Source organism: Paraburkholderia domus (assembly GCF_905220705.1).
Taxonomy (GTDB): Bacteria; Pseudomonadota; Gammaproteobacteria; order Burkholderiales; family Burkholderiaceae; genus Paraburkholderia; species Paraburkholderia domus.
In genome coordinates, this window is sequence record NZ_CAJNAT010000075.1 from 1 (window position 1) to 1,944 (window position 1,944).

The following is a 1,944-nucleotide window of genomic DNA, read 5'->3' on the forward strand; positions in this document are numbered from 1 at the left end:
CGCCGGCCTGTTTCAGAAAGCGATTGGAGAAAGCGGTGCGTTCTGGGAAAGTGAACACGGTGAAATGAAACCGTACGCTGATGCGCAGGCAATGGGTATCGCGCTTGGTACGCAATTCAACGCCGCCACCCTCGATAAGCTCAGGGCCGTGCCCGCACTGCAACTGGAGACAGCGACCAACTGGACCGTAGCAACGGACCCGGGTGTGACCAACTTCTCTCCGATTGTCGATGGATATGCTCTGCCAGAGAATCCCTACGTGCGTTTTATGAACGGACGCCAGAACGATGTGCCCCTTCTGGCTGGATGGAATGCAGACGAAGGTCTCGCATTCTTTAATCGCGCACTACCGCACCAGACTGTTCAGGCCTACACCGACGCTGCCGCTGCCGAGTTTGGCGCAGCAAATCTCGCGAGCTTCCTGCAGGCGTATCCAGCTGCTACTGCGACCCAGGCCGCGCAGTCGGCCCAAAGTCTGATTGGGGATCAGGTCATAAAGTATCAGACTTGGGGCTGGGTCACCCAGCAGCAGAAGACCGGACGTTCGCCCGTGTACGTGTATCACTTTGAGCAAACATCGGCCTACAATCCCTCCGCAACACACGGGACTGAAGTTGCGTACGTCTTTGGCAGCCTCACCCCGACTGGAACAGGAGCCGTAAGCTCACAGGATCTCGCCGTGTCGGATACGATGCAGTCGTACTGGACGAATTTTGCGCGGTCGGGCAACCCTAACGGCTCGGCACTGCCACAGTGGCCACAGTACGCGGGCGCCGGTAGTCAAACCATGCGCATCGGTAACGTCATCGAGCCGAGCCAGGAAGAAGGTACCGCACGCTACCAGTTCCTGGATCGGTTTCGGGTGAACGGACTGATTACTGTCAGCCAGCAGTAACCCGGGTGCCGCCATCGTGATCTTCCATTCAGCTTTATTCGAATGACTCATACGGTGGCGGTTCGCAGGCGTGCGCCCTGGCGATGTTCGGACGTAACGAGACAGCCGCCGGCATGACGCAGGAGCGGCCCGCATATGCCGGTGCGGCCCCAGACTACGGTTGAACGGTCGTAATCAGGCCATTCACCCGAAACCGATCCAGGAACTGGTAGCGTGCGGTACCTTCCTCCTGGCCCGACTGAATAACGCCTCCAATCCGCATGGCTTGGCTGCCTGCGCCCGCATACAGTGGCCATTGCGGCAAACCCGCGCCATTGGGATTTCCCGACCGTGCAAAATTTGTCCAATAGGACTGCATCGTATCTGACACAGTGAGATCCTGTGTCGATACGGCTCCCGTTCCGATCGGCGTTAAATTTCCAAAAACATATGCAACCTCTGTCCCATGAGACGCAGTGGGGTTATAAGCCGACGTTTGCTCAAAATGATACGTATACACAGGCGAATGCCCGGTCTTCAACTGCTGGGTGACCCAGCCCCAAGTTTGATACTTGATCGTCTGATCGCCGACTAGATTTTGTGCTGACTGGACTGCCTGAGCGACAGATGATGCGGGATACAACTGAAGGAAGCTTGCAAGGTTCGCCGCGCCGAATTCGATCGTTGCGGCATCCGTATAGGCCTGCACTGTCTCGTGTGGCAGCCCGACGGGAAGGAACGTCATGCCTTCGTCCGCATTCCATCCGGCCAGAAGCGGCACATCGTTCTGGCGTCCGTTCATAAAACGCACGTAGGGATTCTCTGGCAGAACATACCCATCGAGGTTCGGAGAGAAGTTGGTCACGCTCGGGTCCGTAGCCAAGGTCCAATTGGTTGCGGTTTGCAGTTGCAGTGCGGGCACGGCCCTGAGCTTATCGACGGTGGCGGCGTTGAATTGCGTACCAAGCGCAATACCCATGGTCTGAGCGTTGGCGGCCGTTTTCATTTCGCCATGCGGGGTTTCCCAGAACGCACCGCTTTCTCCAATCGCTTTCTGAAACAGGCCGGCA

At 57.5% G+C, this 1,944-nt stretch carries 2 protein-coding genes; one reads left to right on the forward strand and one right to left on the reverse strand.

The window, feature by feature from the left end:
• The coding region (locus KHO31_RS38900) for a carboxylesterase family protein (protein ID WP_200579104.1) at positions 1-895 on the forward strand (895 nt) is incomplete at its 5' end.
• 154 nt (positions 896-1,049) lie between these two features.
• Here the strand turns inward: KHO31_RS38900 and KHO31_RS38905 are convergent.
• The coding region (locus KHO31_RS38905; protein ID WP_211626128.1) for a carboxylesterase family protein at positions 1,050-1,944 on the reverse strand (895 nt) is incomplete at its 5' end.